The organism is Streptomyces sp. NPDC053560, from assembly GCF_044544605.1.
Lineage (GTDB): Bacteria > Actinomycetota > Actinomycetes > Streptomycetales > Streptomycetaceae > Streptomyces.
On the sequence record NZ_JBITXI010000001.1, the window covers coordinates 473,351 to 498,117 of the forward strand.

Consider the following 24,767-nt stretch of genomic DNA (forward strand, 5'->3'; position numbering starts at 1 on the left):
TTCGTTTACCTGCCTCATAGGTGTGCGTTCGCCGCGGCGGCGTGCGCGGTGCGGGACGCGGTGATGGCGACGACGGCCATGTCGTCGTGGCGCCCCTGACCGATCCACTGCGTGGCGAGCATCTGAATCCGTTCGACGACGGCTTCGGCGGGCATGCCCAGGCACTCCGCCAGGGCGTTCCGCAGCCGCCCCTCGCCGAACATGGCACCCCCCAGCGGCCCGCCCTTGGCCTCCGTGATGCCGTCGGTGTACATCAAGCACGTCTCGCCGGGGCCGAGTTCGACCTCGGCCGTCCGCGCTTCGATCGCCGGCAGCACCCCGACGAGGGTTCCGTGCGTGTCGGCCTCCTCGACCGTGCCGTCGGCGCGCACGATCATCGGTGCCGGATGCCCGGCGCAGGTCAGCCGCAGCCGCACCCGGTCCGCGACGCGCAGCGCCGAGGCCAGGACGAGGGTGGCGAAGCGGGTGTGGTGGGAGGTGACGAGCGCGCCGTTGAGGAGGTTCAGGACGCGGAGGTGGTCGTCGGCCATGGGCAGCAGCGCCTGCAGCGTGTTGCGGATCTTGCCGGTGAGGACGGCGGCCTCCAGGCCCTTGCCGCACACATCGCCCAGGACGACAAAAGTCTCCTGCCGGTCGTCACTACCGGGGTGGACGTCGTAGAAATCGCCGCCCACCCGGGCCCCTTGGCCCGAAGGGCGGTAGCCACCGGCGAACTGTACGCCGTGCACCTGGCGCAGGGTGGGCGGCAGCAACTCCCGCATCAGGGTGGCGGTGATGCTCGCCTGCTCGGCGTAGAGCCGGACGACGGACCACGCGGCCCCGGCACGGGCCGCGAACAGCCGGGCGAAGGACTCCTCGCTCTCGCTGAAGCCGGCGCGCTCCTCGCGGCGCAGCAGGATCAGCGCGCCGGTGGGCACGCCGTGTCCCGGCAGCGGTGTGACCACCACCGAGCCGACGGGGCCGACCAGAGCGCCGGGCACCAGCCAGTCAGGGATCGAACCGGGGTCGATCCAGCAGCCGGACACCGGCGGCAGGCCCTGCAGCGCCTCGCTCAGCCCGGGCACCTGACCGGGGTCCGCGTCGACGGCCCGGCGCACCACGGCGCCCTTGGCGTTGCTGGTGATGACGGACAGCCGGTGGCCGGTCGTCGAGGGGATCACCACTGCGGCGTCCGCTAGGTGACGCGCGGCCAGTTGGGCGGTCACCGTCATGCAACGTTCGACGTTCATGCAGGCCAGCAGGGCGTTGGAGACCTCCGACAGCAGCAGCGCGCGCTGCCGCTCGGTCCGCAGGTCCTCCTCGGCCCGCCTGCGGTCGGTGTCGTCGACCAGCCACCACACGACCTCCCCCTCCTCGCCGAAGGTCGCGTACGCCTCGAAGCTCCGCCCGCCGGCGTCTCCCTGCACCGGCCGCATGCCTTCGCGGCGCGGGGACAGCAGGGCTTCGCGTCCGTGGGAGAGGAGGAGATCGGTGAGGTGGCGGTGCGCGTCGGCCAGCCAGGCCGGTACGACGTCGCACAGCCATGTCCCGGAGGCGGCGCGCGGAAAGAGGAGCACGGCGGCGCGGTTCAGCTCCAGCACGGCGCCGGCGGTGTCCGCCGCCACTACGGGATAGGGCGCGGCGCCCCACGCGGTACCGATTCCGGCACCGCGCCGACCGGCGGCCCCCTTGAAAGTCTCCACGAGTCTCCACGAGCGGACACGAGCCCACGAGCGGGGCGCGCGGCTGCGGCCCCCACCTCCCGGCTTCCGACTGGACACCGTCCTGAGGACCTTCCCGCACCCGTCTCGCCACGGCAACCGGTCCTCCGGATAACACCGATGCCGCATCGAAGCTGATTGAAGACACGCTCAGGAGTGGCGACTTTCTGTCCTCGTCTGCCCGCGCCGGATTCCGTTTCTGACCGGCCGCAGGTGACGGTAGGTCAGGTACGGTGCCGCTCGCCGTTCTCTTCAAAGACCCGGCCGTCACCGCCGGAGACCCTGCCGTCGTCACCGGAGCCCCTGTCGGAACCGCTGGACGCCCGCCCCGCACCGATGGAGGCCAGTGCCACCGCCGCCACACCGGCCCACTGCGGGAGAGCCAGGTGCTGGGCGAGGAAGACGAGCCCGATGAGGGCTCCGACAGCGGGTTCGAGGCTGGTGAGGACGCCGAAGACACCGGGCGGAAGGCGGCGCAGCGCCTCCATCTGGAAGGTGTAGGGCAGCACGCTGGAGAGCACGGCGACCGCGGCGGCGACGGCCAGGACCGACGGGTCCAGGAGGCGCGGGCCGGCCTGGACGATGCCGTACGGCAGGCTGAGCAGCGCACCCCAGCACACGGCGAGCGCCAGCCCGCGGCCGTCCGGTATGTGTGCGGCGAGGCGCTTGCCGACGAGGATGTAGCCGCCCCAGCAGCAGCCGGCGAGGAGGCCGAAGAGAAGCCCGGCGGCGTCCAGCGGCACGCCGGAGCCACTGAGGAGGACGACGCCCGCGGCGGCCAGCGCGGCCCACAGGAGGTCGGCCGGCCGCCGGGAGGAGACGAGCGCGATGGCGAACGGCCCGATGAACTCCATGGTCGTGGCCGCGCCCAGCGGCACCCGCTCCACCGCCTCGTAGTAACTGAGGTGGTGCACCGCGATCAGAGTGCCGGCGCCCAGGGCCAGCGACCACGTCGTGCGGTCCCAGCGGCACCCCGGCCGCCAGACCGCGACCAGCACGATCGCCGCGATCACCAGGCGGAGCGCCACCACGCCCGCCGGCCCCACCACGGGGTACAGACCGGTGGTAAGCGCGGCGCCGCCCTGGAGGCCCAGCACCCCGCCCAGCACGAGCATCGGGGCCGGCACTTTTCTCAGTCCGAGACCGATCAGTTCGGTGGCCGGGCGGCGCAGTGCGGCGGGCGGGGCGATGGTTCCTCCTCGGTAGGCGACGCGGGTGCGCGCCGCAGGGGGCGGCGGGTGCCGGCGGGACATGGTCGTGAGCCGGTCGTGCGTGCGGCCCGGCCGGTCAGCTCCGTACGAGCCGGGCGGCGAGGTCCGCTGTGTGGGGCACCGCCGGTGCGGCGGGCGCGGTACGGAGCCGGGCACGCAGCTCCAGCAGGCGCCCGGCCAGCGCGGCCGTGTCCCCCGCTCCGTACCGCTCGGGCTCGCCGGGCAGATGAGGTGCCAGGGCCGCCCGGCAGGCGTCGCCGAACCGGGTCTCGCCGTCCGGCGTCACCACGGCCCCGTCGTGCGCGGCCATCCGCATCTGCCAGTCCACGGCGTCTTTACGGGTGAGCCCCGCGGGCAGGTCGAGGGTGACCTCGCCGCCCTCGACGCGTACCGGATAGCCGCCGGGCAGGCCGAGCGGCCCCGGCAGGTCGGCCTGGACGGCGTCCCCGGCGGCCAGCCGGGCCAGCACGACGGCGGCGCTGTGCCCCGTCACCGCGTTCAGCTCGGTGCGGGAGCAGGCGCGATGGCGTCGCAGGTGGCCGGTGACGCCCGCCACCGGCCCGTCGTCGAGCCAGGCCCGCAGCTCGTCCCCGGGGTCGCCCGGGGTGTGCAGATGCGCGTGGTGCGCCAGGACGCGCAGCCGCCGCCCGGGCTCCGGGCGCAGGGCCGCCCGCAGTCCCGCCGCGAGGGTCGCCGCGTTCCCGACTCCGCACAGCACCGGCAGCCCCTCCGCGTGCAGCAGGGGGTTCACGGCGTCGGGGTAGCAGGCGTTCACCAGCAGGGCCGGTGCCGCGCTGCGCCGTACCGCCTCGGCGACGCGGCGGGCGAGCAGCGCGTGCAGCGGCAGGCCCACCCCGAAGCCGCCCCGGGCGAGCAGGTCGGTCCAGGCCGACGGTGCGTGCAGGTTCTCCCACGGCGACTGGACGGAGGCGCAGTGCGCCACGACCCGCGGCCGGACGCTGTTCAGCGCCCGTACCAGTGCGTCCGGGTCGGCCGCGTCGACGGTCGTGGCGACGAACCGGGTGGGGCGGCCGGAGACGGCGGCACGTGCGGCGGCCACGGCGGCGATCTCCTGTGCTGCCTCGCCGGAGCGGGCCAGGACGGTCACCCGGTCGGGGGCCGGGTCGGCGGCCACCGCGAGCGAGCAGCAGATCGCCCGGGCCAGCGACCCGCTGCCCACCACGGCGATGCCGCCTGTCCCTGCCGTCATGCCGCCTCCAGGTGGGCGATCTGGATCCGGCGCAGATGGCGGCCGGTGTCGGTGAATGCCGTGCGGGCGTGCAGCATGCGCCAGTTGTCGAAGACGAGCATGTCGCGGCGCTCGTACTGGATGGCGGTGTGCTCCCGGGTGAAGAACTCCCTGGCCGAGTCCAGGAGCGGCCCGATGCGCGGATCGTCCTCGCGCACCAGGTTGTTGAACGAGTAGCGCACGATGGTGCCGTCGGGATGGTCCTCGATCACGGGGTGCCGCGGGTGCAGGTCGAGTCCCAGGTGCCGCATCGCGTCGGTGGTCTCCCAGGACCAGACGCGTTCCCGCAGGAAGGCGCGGTCGCCCTCGTCGAGCGAGGCGATCCAGGCGTGGGCGTCGGCGAGTGTCGTCTCGCCGCCGGCACCGGTGTTGGGCGTCTGGCACCACAGCGCGAGGTACCGCGGGGGCAGGCCCTCGAAGTCGTACCCCTCGGAGTGCGGGTAGAGGGGCTTGGTGTTGCCCGCGTGGTAGAACTCCTCCATCCCGGGCTCCGGCCGGACGTCCCCGACGAGGACGCCGGTGTACTGGGGGACGAAGCCGCCGAGGCCCTTGCAGAACGCCACCGGGTCGAAGGTCTCCGGCACGTTGCTCATGAGCACGTATCCGTGGCGTTCCAGCAGGTCGTCGAAGGTCTTGCGGGCCAGGTCGGCCGCGAGGGGACCGCCGTTGAAGTCGGTGAGGGACAGCAGGCTTTCCGGGTGCCTGGGCATGACTGCTCCTTCTCTTCTGCGTGTCGTCGAGTGGTCCGGCGCTGTCGGCGGCTCAGGCGGGGCGTGCGGCGGCGCGGACCGCCGCGGTGACGTGCCGGGCGAGGTCTCCGGCGTCGTCGGCGGTGACGCGCCGGTGGGCCGGTACGGGGCGGTAGTCGTCGCAGGTGTAGCTGCCCGACCCGTGCACGAGGACGTCGTCGCTGTCGGGCAGCAGTCCGCGGTCGGCGGCGTTGAGGGTTCCGGTGAGGGCCATCACGAGCGACCATTCGCGCAGCCTGCGCGGGTCGGCGGGCAGCGCCGCTCCGGTGTCCGCCAGCATCCGGCGGATCTGCGCGTAGCGGCTCAGGCACTCGTGCAGCGACACCACGACGCCACCGCCCCCGTGGGCGGCGATGAGCGGGTCCATGCGGGCGGACGTCGCCGGGCGGCGGGTGTAGAAGGTGGCGTCCAGTTGCTCGTCGGGGTCGAAGGTGCTGGCAGGGAAGTGCGGGTCGCTGTCCTGCCGGTACAGTCCGTCGCCCGGGTCACGGCGATAGGTGGGCAGGTTGTCGCGGCTGTGGCTCCCGTGCCGGAGGCTGAGCACCATGTCCGGGGTGCCCAGATGCTGTACGAGGAAGTAGCGCGCGGACGGCAGGGGCGCGCCGCCCGCGCGGGCCACGGCGGCGTGCCCGAGGTCGTGGCCCAGCAGCCCGAACGCGCTGGAGACGGAGTGCACATGGGTGCGGCTCGCTGTCCGGGGCAGCAGGTCGCGTTCGGCGAACGCGCGGAGCAGGTCGGCGGCCCGGTAGTTGTCGAGGCCGAGGGTGTACCAGAGCCGTACTCCGTAGCGGCGGCGCAGCTCGTGCGCGTGCGTGGTGACGAAGGCGGTGGCCAGGTCCTTGACCGCGGCCGGCTCCGCGCCGTCGTGGACCACGAGGGGGTTGCGGGCGCGCAGTTCGGGGTCCTCGCTGAGTGCTGAGGACCAGAGTTTGGCCACCGAGGCGGCCGGTACCACGCTGGTGATCTGCAGCTGATCGGCCGTCACGAGGCCGCAAGCAATGGCGCGTTGCACGGCGTCGCGCAGCGCGGTCGCCTTGTTGGCGGAGGACGGCGTGACGATCATGATCCGCTCGCCGGTGTCCGTGATGTGGCGTACGGCGCGGGCCACGATGGTGAGCGAGGCGAGTGTCTTCGTCGTCCGCGTGCCGGGGTTGCGCATCAGGTCGAGCAGGCGGAGCCGGTGCCCGCGGTAGTCCGGGAGGTCGGCCACCGCGATGCCGGAGACGGAGAAGAACCGCTCCAGTGCGGCCGTGGGTTCGGGGAGGCGGAACGCGGGCGAGAACTCCGCGTCGCCGGCGCCGGTCCGGGCCTTCTCCAGTGTCGCGAACTCCGGTGCGAGCGCGGAGCGGTAGTGGGTGAGCGCGTCGGCCACCAGGGAGGGGACGGAAAGCGTGGTCGTCAAGGCATTCCCGTTCGGTGTGGGTGGAGTGCGGTAGAGGTGCGCGCGTGCGGGCCGGGACCCTCGACGGGCCGGCACCGGGGTGGTGCCGGCCCGTCGAGGGCGCCGCGGCGGGGCCGGTGTCAGGCGCCGGCGACCTGGTCGCCGCGGACGAGGCCGCTGCCCGGCGGCACCTCTGCGGGGTCACCGCCGAATCCCGTGATCGTGTTCTTGGCGTCCACGAAAACGACCTTCGGCTCGAAGGTGTCGGCCTCCTGCGGGGTGACCGTGGCGTAGGAGACGATCAGCACCAGGTCTCCCACTTGGGCCTGGCGGGCCGACGGCCCGTTGACGCCGATGACACCGGATCCCCGCGGCCCCTCGATGACGTAGGTCGAAAGACGTGCCCCATTGGTGACGTTGACCAGGTCGACCTTTTCGTGGCGGCGGATGCCGGCTGCTTCCATCAGGTCCTGGTCGATGGTGATCGAGCCGACGTAGTTCAGGTGCGACTGCGTGACGGTGGCGCGGTGGATCTTCGCTTTGAGTGTCTCGAAGTACACGGTGACCCTTCGCTGGAACGTGCGGTCGGACGGCGTGCTCGGAGTGCCGCGGCATCGGTGAGACTGGCAGGCGGCGAACCGGAGCCACAAGCCCTGAAGGACCATGGAATCCGTACGTTTGACAGGGAGTTGGGCGTGGAAACCATGGCCGATCCCCTGTCTTTTACTGCGCTCCCCCACGTCGGAATTCCGCGGTCCGCGCGCTCGGCGAAGATCGCATATTTGCTTTCCTTTTACGGTGGCCGCACGGAGGGGGTCGCGATCGGCCCCGTACGGAGGCGCCCTCCGCACGACGACGGCCGGGGTACGGGGCGTGCCCCGTACCCCGGCCGTGTGGCGGGCGCCCTACTTCTGCGGAGGCGGGCCGTCGAGCGGGCGGCCGAGTACGCCGGGGCGGCGCTGGCGGGGCAGCGGGCCGCCGGGCGGACGGTAGTCGACGCCGAGGGCGTCCAGGCGGGCGAAGTGGCCGGTCATCCGCGACTCGAAGGCGGCGAAGTCCCTATCCGCCGGGGCCGGCAGCCGCGACCAGGCGACCTCGGCGAACGCCGCGAGCCGGGGAAAGACCTGGTAGTCGAAGCGGGCGCGGTTCTGCATCACCTCGCTCCAGACGTTGGCCTGGGTGCCGAGCACGTGGCCGGCCGCCTCTGGCGAAAGCCCCGGCGGCAGGGGGTCGAACCGGTAGACGTCCTCCAGGGTGCGGACGTACGCGATGGGCATCGGCTCGTCGGGGCCGCCGTGTTCCCGGAAGTTGAGGTACACCTGCTGCTCCGGGCACATCACGACGTCGTGCCCGGCCTCGGCCGCGGCGATGCCGCCCGCGTAGCCGCGCCAGGAGGAGACCGCCGCGCCGCCGGGGAGGCCGCCTTCCAGGATCTCGTCCCAGCCGATGAGGCGGCGGCCGCGGGCGGTCAGCCAGTCGTCGAAGTGGCGGATGAACCAGGACTGGAGTTCGTCCTCGTCGGCCAGGCCCAGTGCGGCGATCCGGGCCTGGGCCGCCGGGGACCGCCGCCACTGGTCCTTGGGGCACTCGTCGCCGCCGAGGTGCACGAAGGGCGAGACCTCGGCCGGGAAGAGGTCGAGCACCTCCTCCAGGACGCCTTCGTAGAAGCGCAGGGTGGCGTCGGTGGGCGCGAGGACGTTCGGGTTCACGCCCCAGGTGTCCCACACCTCCAGTGCCGAGGTGTCGATGACGTCGGTGTTGCCCAGTTCGGGGTAGGCGGCGATCGCGGCCTGCGAGTGGCCGGGCACCTCGATCTCCGGGACGACACGGATGTGCCGAGCGGCGGCGTACGCGACGATCTCCCGGATGTCGTCCTGGGTGTAGTAACCGCCGTGCGGCGTCTCGTCCCACAGCTCCGAGGCACGGTGGCCCCACTTGGTCCGCGCGCGCCACGATCCGACCTCGGTGAGCCGCGGGTAGCGCTTGATCTCGATGCGCCAGCCCTGGTCGTCGGTGAGGTGGAAGTGGAAGACGTTCAGCTTGTGCGCGGCGAGCAGGTCGAGGTAGCGCAGGACGTCGTCCTTGGGCAGGAAGTGCCGCGCCACGTCGAGCATCAGGCCGCGCCAGCCGAACCGGGGCCCGTCCTCGATCCGCACGGCGGGCAGGCTCCAGGTGCCCTCGGGGCGAATGGGCGCGCGGCGGAAGGCGTCGGCGCCGAGGAGCTGGCGGAGGGTCTGCGCGCCCCAGAAGACGCCGGCCGGGTCGCCACCGGTGATCCGTACGGAACCGTCGGTGGTGTCGAGCCGGTAGTGCTCCGCGGCGAGCTCGGGGTCGACGGCGAGGGTGAGCGTGCCGGGCGCGCCTGCGGCCCCGGGCGGCAGCGGCAGTCCGAGCGCATCGCCCAGGGTGCCGCGCAGCCACCGCTCGGTGTCCCCGGTGCCGGGGCCGGCCGCGAGCGCGGTGTCCGCGTCCAGCGTGCAGCCGTCGCCGGGGACGGCGGCGCTGCGCACGGGAGCGGGGATGAGTGCGGGGTCCGTGGTGCCGGTCGTCGAACGGTTCATGGTGATCAGTCCTTGACCGCGCCGCCGAGCCCGGAGACCAGGCGGCGCTGTACGAGTACGAAGAAGACCAGTACCGGGACGGTCATGACCGTGGAGGCGGCCATGATCCCTCCCCAGTCGTTCTCATCGGGCTTGAAGAACACCAGCAGGGCCATGGGCAGTGTGGACTGCGAGACGTCGCTGATGAGGAAGGATTTCGCGAACAGGAAGTCGTTCCAGGTGGAGATGAAGGAGAAGACGCTGGTCGCGGCCAGTCCGGGGAAGACCAGCGGGAAGAGGATCCGCCACAGGAAGCGGGCGCGGCTCGCGCCGTCGATGGCGGCCTGTTCCTCCAGCGCCTCGGGCACCGCCTTGACGAAGCCGCGCAGCATCCAGATGGCGAACGGCAGCGAGAAGGCGAGATGCGGCAGGATCAGCGAGCCGAGGGTGTTGAGCTGGCCGAAGTCCCGCATCAGGAAGAACAGCGGGATGGTCAGCGCCTCGACCGGCACCATCTGCGCCACCAGGAACATGATCAGCAGGGTGGTGCGGAACCGGAAGCGGAAACGGGTGACCGCGACGGCGGCCAGGAAGGCGATGAGCGCGGAGGCGACGACGACCGTGCCCGCCACGATCAGGCTGTTGAGGAAGTACCGGCCGAAGTCCTGCTGTGCGAAGACGCGCCGGAAGGCGTCGAGGGAGGGGGCGAGGGTCCAGGGGCGCGGCTCGGTGGACTGGATCTCGCCCGCCGGCTTGAAGGCCGAGAGCACCATCCAGTACAGCGGGAACGCGACAAGGGCCGCGACGATGACGGCGGCGGCCTCGGCGGCGAGCCGGCCGGGCCGTCGGATGCGGAGACGGTTGCGCGGGCGGGTACGGGGACTACGCATGCTGAACGTTCCGGACGGGCTCACAGTTCCTCCCCTTGGCGCCGGACGATGCGCAGGTACACGAGCGTGACGGCGAGCAGGATCAGCAGCATCACCACGCCGATCGCCGAGCCGAGGCTGTACTGCGAGGAGGCGAACGCCTTCTGGTACGCGTAGACGTTGAGCACGAGGTTCTGCCGGGCGATGCCGCCGCCGCCCGTCATCACGTAGATCTGGGTGAAGATCTTGAAGTCCCAGATCACCGACTGGATGGTGACGACGAGGAGGATCGGCCGGAGCATCGGCGCCATGACGGAGCGCCAGATGCGCCACTGCGAGGCGCCGTCGAGCGAGGCGGCCTCCAGGACCTCGGCGGGGATGGCGCGGATGCCGGCGTAGACGGTCACCATCACGAACGGGAACGAGCACCAGACGACTTCGAAGAGGACCAGGGCGAAAGCGCTGTAGCGCCCGTACGTCCAGGAGAAGTCGCCCAGCCCGAGCACCCTGTTGACGGGCCCGAAGTCGGGGTCGAACAGGAAGACCCAGACGGTGGAGCCGGTGATGGCCGGGGTGGCCCAGGCGCCGAGAGCGGCCAGCATCAGGAGGAGCCGGGGCACCGCCCGGATGCGGGTGAGCAGGACGGCGAGGGCGCATCCTACGAACAGGGTGGAGAGTACGCAGGCGGCGGCGAACAGCACGGTGGCGAGGAGCACCCGCCAGAACTCTCCGTCGCCGAAGAGCGTCGTGTAGTTGCCCAGCCCCTGGAAGGAGGTCGGCTGCCCGCCGCTGACCTGGGCCTGGGTGTACTCCAGGAAGGAGATCAGACCGAGCTGGTAGATCGGGTAGACGAGCAGCGCGACGAGCACGGCGAGCGCGGGCAGCAGGTAGAGCCAGGGTGTCCAGCGCGGGTGGCGCAGGCGCGGGGCGGTCAAAGGCGCGGTCCTCACTGCGCGGCGGCGAACGCGTCGTCCATCTTGTCGGCCGCGTCGTCGGCGGCCGTGCCCACTCCCTTACGGCCGCTGACGATCTCCTGGAACATGGTGGGGAGGATCAGCGAGGCGTCGATCTGGCCCCAGGCGGGCGAGGCGGGCACAAACTTGGCCCCGGCGTGCAGGGTCTTCACGAAGGGCTCGACGAACGGCTGCTTTTCCGCGGCCTCGTCGAGGACGTCGCGGTAGGTCGGCAGGAAGCCCATGGCGTCGAACAGCCGGCGCTGGGAGTCCTTGCCGGCCAGCGACTTCATCAGGTCCACGGCCAGGGTGCGGTGCGAGGTGCTCTTCAGGACGCCGATGTTGTTGCCGCCGGCGAAGGCCGGGGCGATGGAGTTCTTCTTCACTCCGGGCAGCGGAACGACGGCGTACTTCCCCTTGACCTTGCTCGCCTCGACGGCGGCATGGCTGAAGTCGCCGCCGATCGCCATGGCGGCCTTGCCCGAGGTGAAGGCGGTGACGGTGGCGTTGCCGCCCAGCGAAGCGCATTTGTCGGCCGGGCAGTTGGCGTCGCCGAAGAGCGAGGCGTACGCGTTGATGCCCTTGCGGGCTTGCGGTGTGTTGACGGCCGCCTTGTAGGTGCCGTCCTTCTTCACGGCGAGTTCGCCGCCGTTGGCCCAGAGGAAGGGCAGGGCTCCGTAGGTGTACGCGCCGCCGACGGCGAGGCCGTAGAGGCCGGGCCGGGCCTTGTGGACCTTCTTCGCGGCGGAGATCAGTTCGGCCTGCGAGCGGGGCGGCTCGATGCCCAGGTCGTCGAGGACGTCGGTGCGGTAGTACAGCGCGCGTACGCCCACAAAGAACGGCGCGCCGTAGACCTTGCCGTCGACGGTCACGGACTGCTCGGCGGTGGGGTCGGCGTCCTTGGCGTCGCCCCACGTCTTGAACTCGCTGGTGACGTCGGCGAGTCCGCCGTCCCGGACGTAGCCGGCGGTGTCGGTGTTGCCGTACTCGATGAGGTCCGGCGCGCTCTCGGGGTCGTTGAAGGCGGCCTTGATGCGCTGGGCGCGGGTGTCGACCGGGATGTACTCGACCTCCACGTCGGTGCCCTTGTGCCGCTTCTCGAAGTCGGCGACGGCCGCGTCGACCACCTTTTCCTTGGGCTTGTTGCCGACCTCGCGGAACAGCCACACGCGCAGCGTCCCGCTCTTCTCGTCCTCCGGTGCGCCGCTGCCCGAGGTCTGGGGCGCGCAGGCGGTGACGGTGACGCCTGCGAGAGCAAGTGCGGCCAGTGGAGCGGCTATTCGGGCGAACGGCTTCATCGATACCCCTACGGATCGAGCGTTGCAACATACGCAATGAACGTTTCGCTCTGCACAACTGGCGTGGAGCATATGGCGACCGAAGAGCGGGGACAAGGTCTACACCAATTCGTGATCCACGCCGGGGGATGCAGAATCGGCCAATCGACTTAAGGCGATTGTCTTAGTAAGACACGCGTCTTACGGTGGCCGGGAAGCCGACGCCCGGAGGAGCCCCCATGACCGACGAGGCCACACCGATTCCTGACTACCCGTTCGACCAGCCCAACGTGCTGGAGCCGCCGCGTGAATGGGCCGAGAGCCGGTCCAAGTGCCCGGTCGCCCACGTACGGATGCCCAGCGGCGACGTCGTAGGCCTGCTGACCGGGTACGACGAGGTCCGCACCCTGCTCGCCGACCCGCGCTTCAGCCGCGACCTGTCCCGCAAGGGCGCGGCCCGCCTGTCGAACACCGAGGACGGCGGACTGTTCAGCCGGACCACCGCCGGCACCGCCGACATCCAGGAGGGGCCCGGGCACCAGCGGTGGCGGCGGCTGCTCAGCCGGGCGTTCACCGTGAAGAAGATGGAGGCCTGGCGGCCCCGCGTCCAGGAGATGGCGGACGAACTGATCGACGCCATGCTCGCCAAGGGCGCGCCGGTGGACCTCCGGAGGGAGCTGGCGCTGCCGCTGCCCGTCCGGGTCATCTGCGCGCTGCTGGGCGCGCCGAGCGAGGACCAGGACAAGTTCGCGCACTGGTCCGAGGTGGCGCTGACGCTGACCAAGTACTCACAGCAGGAGGTCGACGAGGCGTCGCAGGCGTTCCTGGACTACGCCTCGGACCTCGTGGAGCAGAAGCGCGCCCACCCCGGTGACGACCTGCTCAGCGAACTGACCCAGATCTCGGACAGCGAGGACGGCCGGCTCAGCCACGACGAGCTGGTGTCCACCGCGCGCGGCCTGCTGCTCGCGGGGCACGAGACCACCTCGAACATGATCCTCAAGATGACGGCGCTGCTGCTGTCCGAGCGGGAGCGGTACGAGGCCGTGGTCGCCGACCCGGAGCTGGTCACCGGCACCGTGGAGGAGTCCCTGCGGATGGACCCGATCGCCGGCGTGGGCATCCCCCGGTTCATCACCGAGGACATCGAGGTCGGCGGGGAGCCGGTCGGTACGGGCAGCAGCCTGCTGGTCAACCTGGCCGCCGCCAACCGGGACGCACGCAAGTTCCCCGAGCCCGACCACTTCGACCCTCGGCGCGAGAACAACAGCCAGCACGTCACCTTCGGCGCCGGGCCGCACTTCTGCGTCGGCCAGACGCTGGCCCGGGTGGAGCTGAAGGTCGTACTGGACACCTTCGTCCGGCGACTGCCCGGTCTGCGGCTGCGGGACACCCCGGAACAGCTCCGCCAGCGCGACGGGGTGGCCGCCGGTGGCCTGCAGGAACTGTGGGTCACGTGGTGACGCGGTGTACCACAGGACGGCGGGGAACGAGGAGGTAGCATGAAGATCACCGTGGACCAGGACGCGTGCTGCGGCAGCGGGTTGTGCGTGATCAGGGCCGACCGGGTGTTCGACCAGCGGGAGGAGGACGGCGTCGTGTTGCTGCTGGACGAGGCACCGTCGCCGGAGGACTTCGAAGACGTGCGCGCCGCGGCCGCGGGGTGCCCGACCGGAGCCATCCGACTCGCGGAATGAAGACGACCGCGCCGGCCGCCTCGCCGTCCCCCCGCTCGGTGCTCGCACGCAACAAGCTGATGCGCACCGCGGAGCGGCTCTATGCCGAGAGGGGCTTCGCGAACGTCTCCGTACGGCAGATCAGCGAGGCGGCCGGCCAGCGCAACAACTCCGCCGTGCAGTACCACTTCAACGGCCGTGACGAGCTCATCAAGGCGATCCTGTCGAGCTACACGGACGTCATCGAGGAGCGCCGCATCGCGATGGTCGAGGCGCTCGGGAGCCGCCGGACAGTGTCCCTGGAGGAGCACTTCGGGTGCCTCATCATGCCGGGCGTCGAGTACCACATCGAGGCACCGGGGCCGACCTGGGGCGCCCGGTTCTTCGCCCAGGCGCTCGTCGAGCCGGCACTGCGCGCGTACGTCATACAGGAGCACCTGAACACCCCGTCGCACCGCATCCTGGCCACGTACGGCGCGGTGCGGCGGAAGGACGTCGACCCCGGCCTGCTCCAGCGGCACAACGCGATGGTGCGCCAGCTCAGCGTGCACGCCTTCGCCGAGCTGGAGCACGATCTGGCGAAGGGCCGGATCGACCACGCCGAGACGGAGGACCGCTGGCGCCAGCTCGGCCAGGACCTCATCACCGCCCTCTGCGGCCTCTCGGCGGCGCTGCTCGGGCGGGGGTGAGCATCCGGCCCGCCGGTCAGCGGGCCGGACCGGACCGCCCGGCGGCGTACAGCCGTTAGGGGGCTCCCGTCAGCGCATATCCGCTACGGTCTGTCGGCCGTGACACAGCAGCTACGGTCATTCGGCAGCCCCAGCCTCCCGGGCTGCCCGTACGAGCGCGGCGTTGTCCGGTGCTTCCGTGCCGTCGGGCAGGACAAGGACGTCCTCCAGTCCGACCCTCGTGTCCAGCCCCAGCCGGACGGCCGCCCGCAGTACGGGCCACGCACCGCCGTCCTCGCCGTGGAGCAGCACCGGAGTCGGCCGGGCCGGTGCAAGCTCCGCCAGCAGGGCGAGGGCCACGCGCTCGGCCGTCGCCGCATCGGTGTCCGTGACCTCCGCGAGCACGCGCAACGCCCTCCCCGCGAAGGGTGAGGCAAAGAAGCGGCGCGCCGCGTCCGTGCCCGAGAAGATGCCCGCTTCCACCCCCACTTCGCGGTCCAGGAGCGCCTCGGCGACCTGCTCGGCGCCGTCCTCGTGCCAGTTCACGGACGCGTGATCGGACAGCACCGTCCAGGAGCGCACCAGCGCCGCGCGCTCCCCCGGGTCCGGGGCGGCCCACGCGCCGGTCGTCACGCCGATCCGCACGCCGCGCGGCACGGCACGGCGTACGGCGGTGACCGCCTCCGCGACGAGGCGCGGCTCCAGCGCATCGCGTCCCTCGGCGTCCTTGGCGTGCAGATGGATGTCCGCCGCCCCCGCGGCCACCGCCCGGGCGGCTTCCGCGGCCAGCTCGCTCGGTGACACGGGCAGGGTCGGGTGCTCCGCGCGTGTCCGTGGCCCGTTCAGGCATACCTGCAACATGGCCGCGACTATGCCATCACCGGCCGCGGACGGGCCGGGAGCGGACCGGGGGCGGGCCGGGGGCGGCCAGGAGGCGGACAGGAGGTCAGTCATGCGGTGGTCTCGCGGTGCGTGCCCGCCGCCTGCGCGTCGCGGGTCGGCGACTCGCGGGTCAGCGCGTCGTGGGCCAGGGCGGCGTTGTGGGCGAGGTGGGCGGGGGCGAGCAGGGTGTCGTGGGTCCCGGAGCCCACGACACGTACCGACCGGGTGCGGGAACTCTCCTCCCAGCCGGCCCGTTTTCCGAGTACGTACGGCAGTCCGCTCTCCTCGGCGGAGATCACCGTGATCGGAGCGGTGATCGTGCCGAGATTGGGGGTGCGGCAGCAGAAGCCGAGGAAGTCCAGGGCCTGGGCGATGGTTTCCTCGGTGCCGGGGCCGGGGGCCGTGCCGTCCCGGCGGGAGAGTTGGGCGCGCAGGTCCCTCTCGAAGCGGGCCAGGGCCGCGTCGTCGAGCGGTTCGGCGTGGGTGAAGCGGTAGGAGTCCAGCAGTACCAGCTGGGGGACCTCCCGCCCGCGGCGTTCGAGCTCCTTGGCCACTTCGAAGGCGAGGTTGCCGCCGAGGGAATAGCCGAGGAGGGGGCACGGGCCGGCAGGCTGGAGCGATTCGATCAGGTCGGCGCAGCGGGTGATTCCGAGGGCGTCGGGGAGACGGGGGACGTAGTCGAGCGCGATGAGGCTGAACTGGGGCAGGCGGTCCGCCAGTTCGCGGTAGAGCAGGCCGTGTCCGCCGGCCGGCGGGAAGCAGAAGAGGGTGCGTCCGGGGTCCACCTCGGAGCCGAAGCGGACGTACGGCGTGGTGTCGGTGGTGTCTGCAGCGCCGTCGGTGCCGTCGGTGACCGCACACTGCACCGTGCGGGCCATGCCGCGCAGTGTGGTGTCCGTGAACAGCCGGCCGACGGGGATCTCGATGGCGTAATCGGTGCGGAGGTGGTGGATCAGCTCGATGAGGGCGAGGGAGCTGCCGCCGCTCTCGAAGAAGTCGTCCGACGGGCCGGCTTGTTGACCGCCGAGCACGGTACGCCAGTGCTCCGCCATCCGTGACTCGTACGGGGTGGCGGGCGGTTCGGGGGCCCGGTCGGCCGGTGGTCGGGCGGGGGCTGGGAGTGCGTCGGTGTCGAGCTTGCCGTTCGGCGTGAGGGGCAGGGCCGGAAGCTCCACGAAGTGGGAGGGGACCATGTAGGCGGGGAGCCGGCCCGCGAGGTGGCGGCGCAGCTCCGTCCGGTCGGGGCGCGCGCCCTCGGCCGGTACGTAGTAGGCGCAGAGGGCGTGGTCGCCGCCGTCGGCGGGGCGGGTCGTCACATGCACCTGGCGCAGTGCGGCGCAGTCCGCGAGCTGGGCCTCGACCTCACCGGTCGCCACTCGGTGCCCGCGCACCTTGACCTGCCGGTCCGCACGGCCCAGCAGGTGCAGGATGCCGTCGGCGGCCCAGCGGGCGAGGTCGCCGGTGCGGCAGAGGGGACGCGCCGGTGTGCCGCCGCCCGGGGTGCGGTGCGGGAAGCACGGTGCGGTCTCCTCGGGTTCGTCGGTGCCGCCGCTCACGATGTCGGCGCCTTCGCTCATGAGGTCGCCGCCACCGCTCGTGACGCCCGGGCCGCCGATCCAGAGGTCGCCTGTCACGCCGGGTGGCACCGGTTCGCCGTGGCGGTCGAGGACGTATGCCTCGGTGTTGGGCAGGGGGCGGCCGATGGGGACAGTGAGGCCTGCGTCGAGGCCGTCCACCGACCCTTCGAAGTACGTGCTGTCGATGGTGGCCTCGGTGAGGCCGTAGGAGTTGATCAGGCGGGTCGCCGGCCCGCACAGGGCGTGCAGCCGACGGTGTTCGCCGACCCGCCAGGTGTCGGAGCCGACGATGAGGAGGCGCAGGAAGTCGAGCCGCTGTCCGGTCCGTTCGCAGTGACTCAGCAGGGCGCGGGCGACCGCCGGGACGAACTCGGCGCAGTCCACCCGCTCCGTGACCATGGTCCGGTACAGCCGCGCGGTGTCGAGGATCAGGTCGCGGTCGGCGAGGAGCAGGGTGCCGCCGGAGCAGAGGGCGCGCACCACGTCACCGGTGAAGACGTCGAAGCACGGGCCGGCCATCTGCAGGTGGACGTGGGCCTCGTCGGCGAGGCGGTACTCCGCGTGCCAGGCGGCCTGTACCGAGGCGAGGTTGCGGTGGGTCACGCGTACGGCCTTGGGGCGGCCGGTCGAGCCGGAAGTGTGGAGGAGGTAGGCAGGCGCGTCCAGAGGGACCCGGGGCTCGGAGATGCCGCCGGCCGGCACCCTGACCGCCGGTCCGTCGGGGACTGCCAGTGGGTCGGGGTCGGAGACCGCCAGCTCTTCGGGGGTGGTGACCGTGGGGCCGGGGCCCGCCGGGCGGGGGACGGTGGCCCGGTCGGTCACGGTCAGGACGGCGCCGACGTCCGTCACCAGCCGGTCCAGCCGCTCCACGGGGTGGCCGGGGTCGAGGGGCAGGTAGCAGCCGCCCGCCCGCAGGACCGCGAGGAGCGTGACGATCAGCTCCGGTGACTTGGCCATCCGCAGGGCCACCACGGCGCCGTCCCGGACACCCCGTGCGCGCAGCTGCCGGGCCATGGCGCGGGACCGGTCGTCCAGCTCGGCGTAGGTCAGCCGGTGGGCGTCACCGGAGGCGGTGGGGGCCACGACGGCGACGGCCTCCGGGTGCGCGGCGGCCTGTCGCACGATGATCTCGTGGACGGGCAGGTCGTGGCGGGCCGTCCGGCCGCTGCCGCTCCACCGGGTGAGGATGCGGTCCCGCTCCTCCGCGCCGAGCAGCGGCAGCTCGCAGGCGGGCGCCTCGGCGGGAGCGCGGGTGAGCGCGTCCAGCAGGTTCAGATAGTGCCCGGCCAGCCGGCGCACCGTCGCCGCGTCGAAGAGGTCGGTGTTGTATTTGAGGGTGCACTCGAAACGGCCGTCCGACGGGTATTCGTAAGCGGCCAGGGTCAGGTCGAACTGCCCTTCCTGGTCGGGTAGTTGCATGTTCTCGATGCGGTGGCCCGCCAGTTCGTCGCCGAGCTGGTCGGTGAGCAGGGCGAACATCGTCTGGAACACCGCCGAGCGGCTGGCGTCGTGCGGCAGCCCGAGCTTCTCGACGAGGAGGACGAACGGGTACTCCTGGTTGTCCAGCCCGCCCAGCACCGTGTCGCGGGTGCGGCCCAGCAGGTCGGCGACCGAGGGGTTGCCGGCCATGCCGACGTGCAGCGGCAGCGGGTTGACGAAGTAGCCGTAGACCGGCGCGAACTCCTCACGGGTACGCCCGCTGACCGGGCTGCCGACGACGATGTCGTCCTGGCCCGAGTAGCGGTGCAGCAGCAGGTAGTACGCGCTGAGCAGCACCATGAACGGGGTGACGTCGTGGCGGCGCGACAGCGCGTGCACCCGTGCGCCGAGTCCGGCGTCGATCTCGAAGGACTCCGACGCGCCGTTGTGGGTGGCCACGGCGGGACGCGGCCGGTCCGTGGGCAGTTCGAGGTCGGGAACCCGCTCCGGCAGGTGGCCGCGCCAGTAGTCCAGCATCCGCTCCGCTTCGGGTCCGGCGAGCAGCCGCTCCTGCCGGCTCAGGAAGTCCGGGTACCGCGCGGGCAGCGGCGCGAGCGCGGCCGGTCTGCCGGTGCGCAGCGCGTCGTAGACCTCGAAGAGCTCTTCGACGAAGGTGAAGATGGAATGGGCATCGGAGACGATGTGGTGGACGGCCTTCAGGAGGATCCAGCGGTCCGGTCCGGCCTGGTAGAGCCGCAGCCGGATCAGCGGGTCGCTCGTGAGGTCGTACGGCCGCCGGTACTCCTCGACCATCCGCCGCAGCACGGCTTCCTCGTCCTCACCGCGCACGTCGAACAGGGCCGTGTCGGCACGTACGTCCGGCGAGATGCGCTGCACGGGCCGGCCTTCCTTCCGCACGAACGTGGTCCGCAGGGCGGGGTGGCGGGCCAGGAGGGTGCGGAAGGCGGTGAAGACCAGTTCCGGGTCCAGCTCGCCGTGGACCGTCAGCGCGCCGCCGATGTTGTAGGCGTGCGCGTCCGGGTCCAGTTCCTTCAGGAACCACAGCGCCTTCTGGTTGTGCGTGAGGGGGTACTCCTCCTCGGTCCGCTCCTCCTCGGTCCCTTCCCCGTCCGTCTGCCCCGCTGCCGTCCGCTCCTCTTCCGTCCGCAGGTACTCGGCCTCCGTCCGCCCCTCCCCCGCACCCCCGGCGGGCAGCTCGACGGCGAGGGCGGGCTCGGCCACATCAACCGCCGTCAGCCCCTCGTACAGCCGGGTCGCCAGCTCCGTGACCGGCTCGCCGCTGAGCAGGGCCACCACCGGGAGGGCGACGCCCAGTTCGGTGTCCGTCCTGGCCCGCAGCTCCATCGCCAGCAGGGAGTCAAGGCCCAGCGCGAGCAGTCCGGCGGCCAGGTCGATCCGGTCCTGGGGCACGCCCAGTACGGTCGCGACCAGCTCGCCGAAACGCTCGGCGACAAGGTGCCGACGGGCCTCTTCGTCCGGTGCGGCGCGGAAGGCGTCCAGGAAGGTGCCGCGCGCCGTGCCGGCCGGCGCGTCGGCGGCGTCCGCCACCAGGTCCGCGATCAGCGGGGGCGGTGCGGGGTACCAGGCCGCCGCGGTCCGCCAGTCGGTGACCGTGGTGACGGCCAGGTGTGCCCGCTCCTGGCCGATGGTGCGTTCCAGTACGGCCATGCCGGCGGCGGGGGCGAGCGGGCTCATGCCGCGTGCGGTGCGGTAGTGCTCGGCGAGGCCGCGCTCCTGGATCATCCCGGCGTCCCAGGGGCCCCAGGCCAGGCTGAGCGCGGGCAGCCCTTGGGCGCGGCGGTGGTGGGCCAGCGCGTCCAGGAAGGCGTTGCCCGCCGCGTAGTTGGTCTGACCCGCTGTGGTCAGCAGCGCGGCGACGGAACCGAAGAGGACGAAGTGGTCGAGGGGTTCGTCACGGAGGCAGTGGTGGAGGTGGCGGGCGCCGGCCACCTTGGGGGCGTACGCGGCGTCGAACGCCTCCCGGTCCATCTGCGGCACGAGCACGTCTCTTACCTCGCCGGCCAGGTGAAAGACGCCGCGGACGGGCGGCAGCTGCCGGCCGCGGTGGTCGGCGAGCCAGTCCGCGAGCGCGGTCTCGTCGGTGATGTCGAGCGCGACGGGGAGCGGCTGGGCGCCGAGTGCCTCCAGTTCGCGTACGAAGGCGACGCGCTGTCCGGCGGTGCTGTCGGGGTCGATGGTGTGCCACCGGGTGCGGTCGGGCAGCGGCGTGCGGCTCACGAGGATCAGCCGCCGTGCGCCGCGTTCCACGAGGGTGCGGCAGAGCACCTGGCCGAGGGCGCCGAAGGCGCCGGTCACCAGGTAGCAGCCGTCGGGGCGCAGCCGCAGGGGCAGGGGGCGGGTGAGGCCGGCAGCGGGACGGAGCCGGCTGGTGCGGCGGCGGTCGCCGCGCAGCGCGATCTCCTCCTCCCCCGCGGTGGAGAGTTCGCGCCAGAGCGCCGTGGCGTCCCCTGTGGTGGCGTGCGCCGGGAGGTCGATGAGTTTGCCGCGTCGGTCGGTGAGTTCCTGCTGCCACAGGACGCGGCCGACGCCCCAGGCCGCGGCGCCCAGCGGTTCGACCGGGTCGCCGTCGGCCGCCGCCTGCGTGCCGCGAGTGACGATGTGCAGCCGGGCGCCGGGCTGTGCGGCGGGCAGCAACTGGGCGAGGCGGACCAGCGAGCGGGCGCCGAGGTCGCGGCATCGTGCCAGGTCGGCCCCGGTGCTGTCGGCGAGCGGTGGCTGGTCCAGGTTCCACAGGTGGACGACGGCGTCGAAGCGGGCGTCGAGGTCGGCGAAGAGGCGTGGCAGGTCGTCGTCGGCGTCCGGCCGTACGGTGGACTCGTCCGGGCCGTGCGCGTACCGGATACCCGGCCGTACGAGGTGGCAGCGGGTCCCGTGTTCCCTGGCCAGTGCGGCCAGTTCTTCGGCGACGGGGCCGGAGTCGGCGAGGAGGAGCAGCGCTTCGGGCGGTGCGGTGGTGTCCGCCGGTGGTGGGCTGTCGGTCCAGACGATCTCGGTGAGCCAGTTGTCGAGGGTGGCGGGGCCCGCGGCGGCCGCGGCGTGGTCGACGTCCACCGCGCGGAGGCCGGTGACGCGGCCGAGCGGCGCGCCGTCGTCGGCGTACAGCGCGAGGTCGCCGGTGATCTGCGCGTCGTCCCGCTGGGTGACGGTGGCGTGTACCCAGAGCGGCCCGTCGCCCACGGGGTCGAGGCGGACCTCGGCGATCGAGAGCGGCAGCCGGATCCCGCCTGACGTCCGGCCGTCCGCTGCCAGGACGGTGGTCAGGAGGGTCTGGAACGCGGCGTCGAGCAGAGCGGGGTGGCAGTGGTCCGAGGCCTGCCCGTGGCTCAGCCCGTCCGGCGGCCGGATGCGGGCGAGCGCCTCGTCGTGGCCGGTCCAGACGTCCTCAATGCCTTGGAAGGCGGGGCCGTACTGGTATCCCTGGCCGGCCAGCGCGGCGTAGCAGTCGGCGCCGGAGAGGTGGTGACGGGTGCGGGCGCGGACCGCTGCGGGGTCGAGTGCGGGGCCGGGAGCGCGCCGCTGGCCGGCGCGGACCACGCCGGTGGCGTGGACGGTACGGCCGGTCTCTCCCTGTGCCGTGGCTGCGGTGAAGGCCGCGCTGTCGGGGTCGAAGGAGAACTGGACGGCGGCCGGGCGTGCGTCGTCGAGGAAGAGGGCCTTGGCGAGCCGGATGTCGGCCAGTGCGGCCGGGGCGCCGCCGGTCATCGTCCGTACCGCCTGTGCCGCCATCTCCAGGTAACCGGCTGCGGGGAAGACGGTGTTGCCCTGGATGCGGTGGTCGGCCAGGTAGGGCAGCTGCTCGGTGTCGAGCCGGGCCTCCCAGGTGGGCCGGGCGTGTGCGGTGCGACGGCCCAGCAGCGGGTGGTCGCGGTGGCCGAGGCGGAGCCGCGCGATGCCTTCGGGCTCGGCCCAGTACCGGTCCCGGCGCCAGGGGTAGCGTGGCAGCGGGACCGGGCGACCGGCCGGCTGGAGGACGTGCCAGTCCGGCTCGGTGCCGAGGGTGTGCAGCTCGGCGAGGGTCCGCAGGAACCGCTCCGGCTCGTCCTCCCGGCGGTGCAGCGAGGCGAGGGTGCGGCCTTCGATGCCCTTGGCGGCGAGGCATTCGGTGATCGATTGCCCGAGCACCGGGTGCGGCCCGACCTCCAGGAAGAGGCGGTGGCCGTCGTCGGCCAGCCGGTCGACGGCCGCCCGGAAGCGGACAGGCGCGCGGACGTTCTCCCACCAGTAAGCGGCGTCCAGTTCCTCGCCGGACGCGACGCCGGCCCGGGCGGTCAGGTACAGCGGTAGTTCGGCCGTACGCGGCTTGAGGTCCGCCAGGCCGTCCAGCAGTTCGTCCCGGACCGGGTCCATCCGCACGCTGTGGTACGGGACGTCGACCGACAGGAAACGGGCGAAGACCTGCTCCCGTTCGAGGCCGGCCGCGAGGTCGCGGAGCGCGTCCGTGTCGCCGGAGAGCGTGACGCCTGAGGGGCTGTTGACCGCCGCCACCGACACCAGGTCGCGCAGTGGGCGGAGCCTGCGTGCCGCCTCCGCCTCGGTGAGTCCGACGGCGAGCATGGTGCCGGTGCCGGTCAGCCGCTGCTGGAGGCGGCTGCGGTGCAGGATGATGCGGACGGCCTCGGGGAGGCTGTAGACGCCGGCTTCGTAGCAGGCGGCGACCTCGCCGGTGCTGTGTCCGACCACGGCGTCGGGGCGTACGCCGTAGCTGCGCCAGAGTGCGGCGAGGCCGGTCTGGAGCGCGAAGTTGGCGGGCTGGGCGAGCCAGGTCTCCCCCATTCTCGACGTGGTCTCGTCCGCGGCCAGTTCGTCGAGCAGGGACCAGCCGGCCTGCTCCCGGATTTCCCGGTCGCAGGCCTCAACGGCGGTCCGGTACACCGGTTCGGTGGCCAGGAGGCGACGTCCCATGCCCCACCACTGCGGTCCCATGCCGGTGAACACCCAGGCGGTGCGGCGCTGTTGGCGCTCCCGTCGGCGGCCGGTCAGCACCCGCGGATGCGGCTCCCCCCGCTCGTACGCGGCGAGCGCCTCGTCCAGCGTGCCGGGGGCGTCCGGGGAGTACACCACCGCGAGCCGGTGCTCGTGGTGTTCGCGGCGATGGGCGAGGGTGTGGCCGACGTCGGCGAGCGGGGGCGGTGTGCCGGGCGTGCCGGAGAGTTCGGCGCGGAGGCCGGCCGCGAGGTCGCGCAGCCCGTCGGGGTGGCGGGCGCTCAGCGGCAGGATGGTGGGGTGGTTCCGCGGCGTCCGGGGTGCCGGCCGCGGCTCGTGCGGCGGTTCCTCCAGCAGGACGTGGGCGTTGGTGCCGCCGAAGCCGAAGGAGTTGACGCCGGCCCGGGCGGGACCGGCGTGCGCGGGCCAGTCGACCAGCCGGTCCGGGATGTCGAAGGGCAGCCCGGCCGCGTCGATGGCGGGGTTGAGGCGTTCCAGGTTGAGGTGCGGCGGGACCCGGCGGTGCTTCAGGGCCAGTACCGTCTTGATCAGTCCGGCGACGCCGGCTGCTGACTCACTGTGCCCGATGTTGGTCTTGACGGAGCCGACGTAGCACGGCGCGCCGGGCGGGCGTCCGGTGGCCAGGACGCGGGCGAGCGCGTGGGCCTCGACGGGGTCGCCGACGGGGGTGGACGTGCCGTGCGCCTCGACGTACTGGAGGCTGCCGGGTTCGATGCCCGCCTCGGCGCACACCCGCCGGACCAGGGTGACCTGCGCGTCCTCGCGCGGCACGGTGATGCCGTTGGTCCGGCCGTCCTGGTTCACGCCGCTGCCGAGCACCACCGCGTGTACGGGGTCGCCGTCGCGCACCGCGTCGGCCAGCCGTTTCAGTGCCACCACGCCGACGCCCTCGGCACGGACGTAGCCGTCCGCCGACGCGTCGAAGGCGCGCGAGCGGCCGTCGACGGAGAGGAAGCCGCCCTTGGTCTCGGCGACGGTGTACTGCGGGGCACAGTGCAGCAGTGTGCCGCCGGCCAGCGCGAGGTCGGTCTCGCCGCGCAACAGGCTCTGCCGGGCGAGGTGGAGGGCCACCAGGGAGGAGCTGCAGGCGGTGTCGAGGGTGACGCTGGGGCCGCGGAAGTCGAAGGCGTGCGAGATGCGGTTCGAGACCATCGTCATCATGGTGCCGGTGGCGGTGTGCGTGCCCACGAAGTCCAGGTCGGAGAAGTGCAGCACGTTGTAGTCCGCCGTGAACGCGCCGATGAACACGCCGACGTCGCGGCCCGCGAGGCCCGCCGGCGGCTGGCCGCCGTCCTCCAGGGCCTCCCAGGTGACCTCCAGGAGCTTGCGCTGCTGCGGGTCGAGGTGCGCGGCCTCGCGAGGGCTGATGCCGAAGAACTCCGGGTCGAACTCGTCGAAGCCGTCGATGTATCCGCCGCGGCCGCCGACCAGCCGGCCGGGCTTGGCCCGGTCCCGGCTGCGCAGCGTGGTGATGTCGTACCGGTCGGCCGGGGTCGGGACGATGCAGTCCCGGCCCTCCGCGAGGTTCCGCCAGAACGCCCGGTGGTCGTTGGCGTGTCCGGGCAGTCGGCAGCCGATGCCGATGATGGCGATCCGGTCACGGAGGTCGCAATCGGGCGCTTGAGTCATG

The 24,767-nt window shown here is 72.5% G+C and carries 15 protein-coding genes; 3 read left to right on the plus strand and 12 right to left on the minus strand.

Going from position 1 to position 24,767, the window contains the following annotated elements; all coding sequences use genetic code 11:
- Positions 1-14: 14 nt before the first annotated feature.
- From ACIGQF_RS02115 to ACIGQF_RS02160, 10 genes are all read right to left on the minus strand, one after another.
- Positions 15-1,682, minus strand: a complete 1,668-nt coding sequence (locus ACIGQF_RS02115; protein ID WP_399704240.1) for a SpoIIE family protein phosphatase — start codon at positions 1,680-1,682, stop codon at positions 15-17.
- 242 nt (positions 1,683-1,924) lie between these two features.
- Positions 1,925-2,953, minus strand: coding sequence for an EamA family transporter (locus ACIGQF_RS02120; protein WP_399704243.1), 1,029 nt, complete (start codon positions 2,951-2,953; stop codon positions 1,925-1,927).
- A gap of 34 nt (positions 2,954-2,987) precedes the next feature.
- Positions 2,988-4,121 (minus strand): hypothetical protein, encoded by a 1,134-nt coding sequence (locus ACIGQF_RS02125; protein ID WP_399704246.1) that lies wholly within the window; start codon positions 4,119-4,121, stop codon positions 2,988-2,990.
- Positions 4,118-4,870 (minus strand): TauD/TfdA family dioxygenase, encoded by a 753-nt coding sequence (locus ACIGQF_RS02130; RefSeq protein WP_399704249.1) that lies wholly within the window; start codon positions 4,868-4,870, stop codon positions 4,118-4,120. The genes ACIGQF_RS02125 and ACIGQF_RS02130 overlap by 4 nt, the downstream gene beginning before the upstream one ends.
- A gap of 52 nt (positions 4,871-4,922) precedes the next feature.
- A complete protein-coding gene (locus ACIGQF_RS02135; RefSeq protein WP_399704252.1) occupies positions 4,923-6,311 on the minus strand; it encodes a DUF6002 family protein in 1,389 nt (462 codons plus the stop codon).
- 119 nt (positions 6,312-6,430) lie between these two features.
- Entirely contained in the window at positions 6,431-6,850 is a 420-nt protein-coding gene (gene panD, locus ACIGQF_RS02140; RefSeq protein ID WP_399704255.1) for an aspartate 1-decarboxylase, read from the minus strand.
- A 345-nt stretch (positions 6,851-7,195) separates the two neighbouring features.
- Positions 7,196-8,851 carry a beta-N-acetylhexosaminidase gene (locus ACIGQF_RS02145; RefSeq protein ID WP_399704257.1) on the minus strand — a complete coding sequence of 552 codons (1,656 nt, stop codon included), beginning with the start codon at positions 8,849-8,851 and terminating at the stop codon, positions 7,196-7,198.
- Positions 8,852-8,856: 5 nt separating this feature from the next.
- Positions 8,857-9,720, minus strand: coding sequence for a carbohydrate ABC transporter permease (locus ACIGQF_RS02150; RefSeq protein WP_399704259.1), 864 nt, complete (start codon positions 9,718-9,720; stop codon positions 8,857-8,859).
- 20 nt (positions 9,721-9,740) lie between these two features.
- A complete protein-coding gene (locus ACIGQF_RS02155) occupies positions 9,741-10,634 on the minus strand; it encodes a carbohydrate ABC transporter permease (protein WP_399704262.1) in 894 nt (297 codons plus the stop codon).
- Positions 10,635-10,645: 11 nt separating this feature from the next.
- Positions 10,646-11,950, minus strand: coding sequence for an extracellular solute-binding protein (locus tag ACIGQF_RS02160; RefSeq protein ID WP_399704265.1), 1,305 nt, complete (start codon positions 11,948-11,950; stop codon positions 10,646-10,648).
- A gap of 218 nt (positions 11,951-12,168) precedes the next feature.
- Here ACIGQF_RS02160 and ACIGQF_RS02165 point away from each other — a divergent pair, with 218 nt between their 5' ends.
- The 3 genes from ACIGQF_RS02165 to ACIGQF_RS02175 are packed head-to-tail and all read left to right on the plus strand — an operon-like array spanning position 12,169 to position 14,294.
- Positions 12,169-13,392: a cytochrome P450 gene (locus ACIGQF_RS02165; RefSeq protein ID WP_399704268.1), complete on the plus strand. Its 1,224-nt coding sequence runs from the start codon at positions 12,169-12,171 to the stop codon at positions 13,390-13,392.
- A 39-nt stretch (positions 13,393-13,431) separates the two neighbouring features.
- Positions 13,432-13,626 (plus strand): ferredoxin, encoded by a 195-nt coding sequence (locus ACIGQF_RS02170; RefSeq protein ID WP_399704272.1) that lies wholly within the window; start codon positions 13,432-13,434, stop codon positions 13,624-13,626.
- Positions 13,623-14,294 (plus strand): TetR/AcrR family transcriptional regulator, encoded by a 672-nt coding sequence (locus tag ACIGQF_RS02175; protein ID WP_399704275.1) that lies wholly within the window; start codon positions 13,623-13,625, stop codon positions 14,292-14,294. The genes ACIGQF_RS02170 and ACIGQF_RS02175 overlap by 4 nt, the downstream gene beginning before the upstream one ends.
- A 117-nt stretch (positions 14,295-14,411) precedes the next feature.
- Here the strand turns inward: ACIGQF_RS02175 and ACIGQF_RS02180 are convergent, their stop codons facing one another.
- Both ACIGQF_RS02180 and ACIGQF_RS02185 read right to left on the minus strand, forming a co-directional pair.
- Complete coding sequence (locus ACIGQF_RS02180; RefSeq protein ID WP_399704277.1) at positions 14,412-15,134, minus strand: 3-keto-5-aminohexanoate cleavage protein; 723 nt, start codon at positions 15,132-15,134, stop codon at positions 14,412-14,414.
- An 89-nt stretch (positions 15,135-15,223) separates the two neighbouring features.
- Positions 15,224-24,766, minus strand: a complete 9,543-nt coding sequence (locus tag ACIGQF_RS02185) for an amino acid adenylation domain-containing protein (RefSeq protein ID WP_399704280.1) — start codon at positions 24,764-24,766, stop codon at positions 15,224-15,226.
- Position 24,767 lies beyond the last annotated feature (1 nt).